Source organism: Nitratidesulfovibrio liaohensis (assembly GCF_011682075.1).
GTDB classification, from domain to species: domain Bacteria; phylum Desulfobacterota; class Desulfovibrionia; order Desulfovibrionales; family Desulfovibrionaceae; genus Cupidesulfovibrio; species Cupidesulfovibrio liaohensis.
The window spans coordinates 1-6,418 of the sequence record NZ_VSMK01000119.1 but is presented as its reverse complement, the minus strand read 5'-3'; the positions used below and the strand labels follow the sequence as shown (position 1 = coordinate 6,418).

The window sequence follows — 6,418 nt, the reverse complement described above, 5'->3', positions numbered from 1 at the left end:
GGTCCGGCGCGGCCTGGCACAGCCCGTGAGGCGCGGTCCGGCTGGCACCGGCGGCTCCGCCCCGGGCGCGACGCTGCGTCTTTCACCCCTTCCCCCACCGGGTGCGACCGAATGCGGCCAGAGGAGGACGGCACAGCGCCGCTCCTACCTTATGGTTGCTTCGGCCATCAAGAGATATTATGAGAGCGTTCAGCGCCAAGGCAATCCCCCATCCCCTTCCGGGATGCGCGCGGGGATGCGCCCTTGAACCAAGGAGAACCTGATGCAACTGCTCATGCGCTCGGCGGCGCTCGTGCTTGCCCTGCTGCTTTCCGCCGCCACCGCCATGGCCGCGCCGGCCCCCAAGAGCTTCGCCGTGCTGCCGTTCAAGGTCAACGGCCCCGCCGGCTACAAGTATCTCGAACGGGCCATCCCCGAGATGCTCACTTCGCGTCTGTACTGGAAGGACAACTTCCATCCCGTTTCCAAGGAAGCCTCTGCCAAGATCACCCCGCCGGAAACCGAAACCCAGGCCAGGGCCGCCCAGGCCTCGCTGGGTGCCGACTACGCCGTGTGGGGCAGCGTGACCGTGGTGGGCGAGGACTGCAGTCTGGACGTGCGCGTGCGCGACCGTGACGGCAAGGAATGGCCCAAGTCCACCAACGCCAAGGTGGCCGGGCTCATCCCCGCCCTGAAGGGCGTGGCCGATTCCATCAACGCCGAGGTGTTCAAGCGCCCCGGCGAAGGTGGCCCCGCCAATGCCGCGCCCAAGGCGGTCAACCAGATGAACCCCGAGCTGGTGCACAACGAAACGCAGCCCCAGCAGGTCTATCTGAACCCGCAGTTCCGCTACTCGGGCGCTCCCGAGGGCGACAGCCGCATCCGCAGCCAGTCGCTGAGCTACTCGGCCATCGGTGTCATCGTCGATGACCTGGACGGCGACGGCAAGAACGAAATCCTCATGCTGGACGACCACGCCGTCTACGCATACCGCTGGGATAACGGCCGCCTGATTCCCATGGGTGAATACCGTTCGCCCGCGCTGGTGGAATGCCTGAACATCCGCACCATCGACTGGAACCGCGATGGCGTGAAGGAAATCGTGGTCAGCGCCTACAACGAAAAGGCTGAACCGGAATCGTTCATCCTCAACTGGAAGGGCGGCCAGTTTACCGAGGTGATGCGCCGGGTGCGCTACTACCTGAACGTGGAAAAGCTGCCCCCGGACTACATTCCCACGCTCATCGGCCAGCGCGGCGACAATCCCCGCCTGTTCCGGCCCGGTGTGCATGAAATGATGAAGTCCGGCGACGAGTTGGTCATGGGCAAGCGTCTGGACCTGCCCGAAGGCGCCAACGTGTTCAACTTCGCCTACCTGCCCGGCGCCAAGGGCGAAGGCGACAAGTGCGTCGTCCTGACCGAGAACGAGCGCCTGCGCGTGTACACCGACCGTGGCGCCCGCCTGTCCGAAACCGACGAGACCTATTCCGGATCGGCCAAGGGCATCCCCGAGGAACCGGCCATGCCCGGCCTTGGCAAGGACCGCGTGCAGCTGAAGAACATCTACTTCGTGCCGCTGCGCATGTACGCCGTGAACTTCGACCACGACGAGCACTGGGAACTGCTGGTCAACCGGCCCATCTCCACGGCCTCGCAGTTCTTCGACCGTTACCGCTTCTTCCCGCAGGGCGAAATCCACGCCATGTACTGGGACGGCGTGGGGTTGAACCTGCAGTGGAAGACCCGCCGCATCAAGGGGTCCGTGGCCGACTTCACCGTGGGCGATTTCAACAACGACGGCGTGACCGACATCGTGCTGTGCGTGAACACCCACCCCGGCGCGCTGGGTCTGGAAAGCCGCAAGACCATGCTGCTGGCCTATCCCCTCGATCTGTCCAAGGCCGACCCCAATACGGCCCCGGACAAGACCGAGAGCGAACAGCAGTAGCCCGGTTCCGGGCAGGGCATCCCACAGCGGGAAGCGCCCCCTGCCCCGGTTCGTTTCCAGTTCGCCCCCGACTGCCCGATGACCACGCCCGGCGGGATGCCCAAGCACCCGCCGGGCGTTTTCGTCGCAGCGTGACAAAAGCCGACATGTGGGCACGCCGCCGCAATTTTCAACCTACGGAATTCCTTCATGGCAGAACCGCTCGTGGTCACCGCCGCAGAGGCCGGGCAGAAGCTGGTGCAGTACCTGCAACGGCGTTGCGGTGCGCCGCAATCGGCCATCCAGCGCTGGGTGCGCACCGGGCAGGTGCGCATCAACGGGGGGCGCTGCAAGCCCTTCGACCGCGTGGCCGAAGGCGACATGGTGCGGGTGCCGCCCTTTGCCCTGTCGGGCGGGGAAGGTGCGGACACGGTGACGGACGGCGCGTCCCGTCACACGCCGGGTACCGGATCCGGCAAGGATATGGCCGGGAAGTCTGCCGTACCGCCGCAGTCCCTGCCGCCGCTTCCTCCTCCCCCGCCCACCGTGGGCCGCGCCGAAGGGTTGCTGGTGCTGCTGAAGCCCGCCGGACTGGCGGTGCAGCCGGGCACCGGCCACGACGACTGCGTCACCGCCCGGCTTGCGGCGCGGTATGCCGGGGCGGATTTTCTGCCCACGCCAGCGCACCGGCTGGACCGCGACACCTCGGGCCTGCTGCTGGTGGCCACCAGCTACGCCCGGCTGCGGGCGCTGTCCGACGCCTTTGCGGTGCGCGAAGGGCTGGTGAAGGAATACCTGGCCTGGGTGACCGGGCGCTGGCCCCATGACGGGGCGCTGACCCTTCACGACCAACTTGAGAAGCAGGGCACCCCGGGCCACCAGAGGGTGCGCCGGGTGGGCGGGAATGGCGCCGCCTCCCGCGTTGCGATGTCCGGCGGGCATGACTCGCACGCGGCAGATGGTGATGCTGCGGGCCGCCACGCGGCCTGCACCGTCACCCCCCTGAGACGCGGCGATGCGGCATCGCTGCTGTTGGTGCGCCTGCATACCGGGCGCACCCACCAGATTCGGGTGCAGCTTGCGGAACGCGGGCACCCCATCGTGGGCGACCGCAAGTACGGCGGCCCCGCCTGCGCTCTGGGCATGCTGCTGCACGCCGTGCGCCTGACCCTGCCCGATGGCGAACAATTCATGGTGCTGCCGGACTGGACGGATCGCTGGGCGGTGGGTGCGGAACATCTGCCGGATATGCAAGGCTCGCCGGGCGCCTCCCGTCCTTAGCGCATCCCTCCAGAGGCGGCCATTCGGGGGCAGCCATTCCGGCCCGTCCCCCCGGCACATTGGCTCGACTTCCGCCCACCTGTCTGCGAAAGGGCTGCAGTCCTCCCGTTGCGCGCCCTGCATGCACCCGGTTGGCTGTCCGGTCGGACGGCCTTCGATGTCTGCCGGAAAAACGACAAGGCGGTACGCCGCATGGCGCACCGCCCCGTGATTCCTTTCGCCGTGGTTTCGCGTCGGCTCGACGCCGCGCGCTACTTGGCTGCTTCGATGAGCGCCAGACAACGCTTGGCCAGCGCCGTTACCTCGGGCTTGGAAATCTGGTCGTCGGCCCCCACCGATTCGCCCTTGTGGCGCAGCTTGTCGGTGATCAGCGACGAGAACAGCACCACGGGCAGCTTTTTCAGGGCCGGGTCTTCCTTGACCTGCTTGCACAGGTTATGGCCGTCCATGCTGGGCATCTCGATGTCGGAAACCAGCACCTGAACGTAGTCGGTGACGGGGCGGGCGTCCTGCTCGGCCTTGCGCTTGATTTCCACCAGCCGCTCCCACGCCTCGCGGCCGTTGTTCACGGCCTCCACCTCGAAGTTGGCCTTCTGCATCAGGTCCTTCAGCATTTCGCGGATCAGGCCCGAGTCGTCGGCGATGAGGGCGCGGTAGCGGGTGTTGGCCGACCAGTCCACGGCCTCGTCCAGGCGCAGACCCAGCTGGGGGTTCAGGTCGGCCACGATCTTCTCCAGGTCCAGGATGAAGATGATCCGCCCCTCCAGCTTGACCACGCCGGTGATGGAATTGTTGGACAGCGCCGCCACGTACTTGTTCGGCGGCTCCACTTCCTCCCAGCTGATGCGGTGGATGCGGTTGACGCCGGAGACCATGAACGCCGTGGTCACGTTGTTGAATTCGGTGACGATGACCTTGGGCGGTTCGCTTTCGGCGCGCTGCTTGCCCAGCCATTGGCTGAGGTCCACCAGCGGAATGATGTGCGAGCGCAGGTTGAACGCCCCCAGCACCGAGGGGTGCTGCACTTCGGGCAATCCCGTGACCTTGGGCATGCGGATGATTTCCAGCACCTTGGCCACGTTGACCCCGTAATAGCCCCGGTAGTTGGGCGTTGCGGGATCGGTGGAGCTTTCCTCGAGGTGGAATTCCACGATTTCGAGTTCGTTGGTCCCGGCTTCGAGCAGGATGTTGGTCTGGGACATGGTCCCCTCCGTTGGTGCGTCGCGTCTTTCGGTCGTGCGGGCGTCTGGTTTCCACAGCGGGTGTCTTTCCGCGGGGCCGCCGGGCCAGCCGGGGGAGGTGGCTCTCCGGGTTCGGCGGGCAGAAACACCTTGGAACAGGATTACAAGGATTCCAGAAACCGCTGCACAGCGTCAATAAGACTTTTCGGCGTGGAGGCCCCGGCCGTTAGTCCAATGACTGATTTTTTTCGCAACTCGTCCACGGGAAGCTGGTCCACGGTCTCCACGTGCACGGTAAACACCCCCTGCGCGCGGGCCACGTCGGCCAGGCGCCGGGTGTTGCCGCTGTCAAAGCCGCCCACCACCACCATGGCCTGCACCCGCCGGGCAATGTCCACGGCCTCCTGCTGGCGCTTGCGGGTGGCGTCGCAAATGGTTTGCAGCACGGGAATTTCGCGGCCCAGGCGCTGCCGCAGCCAGGCCACCACGTCTTCGAAGGCCGCGCGGTCCTGGGTGGTCTGGGCGGCCAGGAAATAGTCCGTGTCGTCGTGCAGGGCCAGCCCCTTCAGTTCGTCCAGCGAGCCGAAGACCATGGCCCCTTCCCCGGCGTAGGAGAGCAGGCCGCGCACCTCCGGGTGGTCGGCCTCTCCGAACAGCAGCAGGGTGCCGCCCCGGCCGCGTTCTTCCGCAATGCCCAGTTGGGCACGCTTGACCTTGGGGCAGGTGGCGTCCACCACCGAGGCGCCGGTGGCATTCAGGGCCGCTTCCTCGGCTACGGGAATGCCGTGCGCGCGGATGACCACCCGCTGGCCGGGGACCACCTGGGCGGTGTCGCGCAGGCAGCGCACCCCGCGCTCCTCGTAGTGGGCCATCACCTGCGGGTTGTGGATGATGGGGCCCAGGGTGGCGATGGGCGCGTTGTTTTCGGTCACTTCCCGGTCCAGCTTGCGCAGGGCCAGGCTGACCCCCATGCAGAAGCCCGCCGTGCGGGCGCGAATGATCTTCATGGCCGGGCCTCTCCATCGGTGTTGGTGGTGGTTTGGTCGGCGCCGCCGCCTTCCGCGAACGCCTGCGGGGTCAGGTGGGTTTCCAGCAGTTCTTCCAGCAGGTCGCGGTCCAGGCACGAGGCCAGCCGGTTGCGCAGCGCCCGCACGCCGGGAATGTGGCGCACATAGCGCGGCACGAAGGTGCGCATCTTGAGCAGGGCGGTGCGTTCGCCGGAGTGGGCAAGGGCCAGTTCCAGATGGCGGCGGATGAGCGCCTTCAGCCGGTCCGCGTCGGGCGGCGGGGGCTGGCCCCCGGCCAGCAGCACCCGGTATTCGTCGAAGACGGCGGGGTTGTTCATGGCCCCCCGCGCGAACATCACCGTGGCCACGCCGGTTTCGCGCACGCAGCGCACCGCGTCGGCCGCCGTGAACAGGTCGCCGCTGGCAATGACCGGAATGGACAGCGCGGCCGCAAGCTCGCGCAGGGAGCTCCAGCGTGCCTCGCCGCCAAAGCCCTGCCGCGCGAAGCGGGGGTGCAGGGTGATCCAGCCCGCGCCCGCGTCTTGCAGCCGCAGGGCCATTTCGCGCCAGGTTTCTTCACCCGCCTGCCAGCCCAGCCGCATCTTGAAGCCCACCCGGCCTTCTCCGGCCACCTCCACCATGGCGCGGGCAACGGCCAGGGCGTTGTCCATGTCCCGCGACATGGCCGAGCCGCAACCCGTCTTGACCACCTTGGGCACCGAACATCCCATGTTCAGGTCGAACCAGCGAAAGCCCTGCTCCAGCAGCCCCGGCATGACCGTGCGCATGATGTCCGCGTCGGCCCCGAACAGTTGCAGGACAAGCGGCGTGTCTTCAGGCGTGGAGGCCAGCAGGTCGCGGGTGCCGGGACTGTGGTACAGCAACCCCTTGGCGCTGACCATTTCGGTGCAGCAGGCCGCCGCGCCGTGCTCGCGGCACAGCAGGCGGAAGGGCAGGTCGGAATACCCGGCCAGGGGGGCCAGCCACGGGGCGTCGGTCCGCAGGGGCGGGGCCAGGGACAGGTGGGGGGCGGCGGATGCGGT

The 6,418-nt window shown here is 67.5% G+C and carries 5 protein-coding genes; 2 read left to right on the top strand and 3 right to left on the bottom strand.

Going from position 1 to position 6,418, the window contains the following annotated elements; all coding sequences use genetic code 11:
* Positions 1–262 precede the first annotated feature (262 nt).
* Both FVW27_RS05290 and FVW27_RS05285 read left to right on the top strand, forming a co-directional pair.
* A complete protein-coding gene (locus tag FVW27_RS05290) occupies positions 263–1,927 on the top strand; it encodes an FG-GAP repeat domain-containing protein (protein ID WP_167123372.1) in 1,665 nt (554 codons plus the stop codon).
* A 189-nt stretch (positions 1,928–2,116) separates the two neighbouring features.
* Entirely contained in the window at positions 2,117–3,187 is a 1,071-nt protein-coding gene (locus tag FVW27_RS05285) for an RluA family pseudouridine synthase (RefSeq protein WP_167123371.1), read from the top strand.
* 251 nt (positions 3,188–3,438) lie between these two features.
* Here FVW27_RS05285 and FVW27_RS05280 read toward each other — a convergent pair whose 3' ends face one another.
* The 3 genes from FVW27_RS05280 to FVW27_RS05270 all read right to left on the bottom strand — a co-directional run.
* Positions 3,439–4,389: a chemotaxis protein gene (locus tag FVW27_RS05280; RefSeq protein ID WP_167123370.1), complete on the bottom strand. Its 951-nt coding sequence runs from the start codon at positions 4,387–4,389 to the stop codon at positions 3,439–3,441.
* A 140-nt stretch (positions 4,390–4,529) separates the two neighbouring features.
* Complete coding sequence (gene ispH / locus FVW27_RS05275; RefSeq protein WP_167123368.1) at positions 4,530–5,375, bottom strand: 4-hydroxy-3-methylbut-2-enyl diphosphate reductase; 846 nt, start codon at positions 5,373–5,375, stop codon at positions 4,530–4,532.
* Positions 5,372–6,418, bottom strand: a 1,047-nt coding sequence (locus FVW27_RS05270) for a tRNA dihydrouridine synthase (RefSeq protein ID WP_167123366.1), incomplete at its 5' end; no start/stop codon positions are given. The genes ispH and FVW27_RS05270, both read right to left, overlap by 4 nt.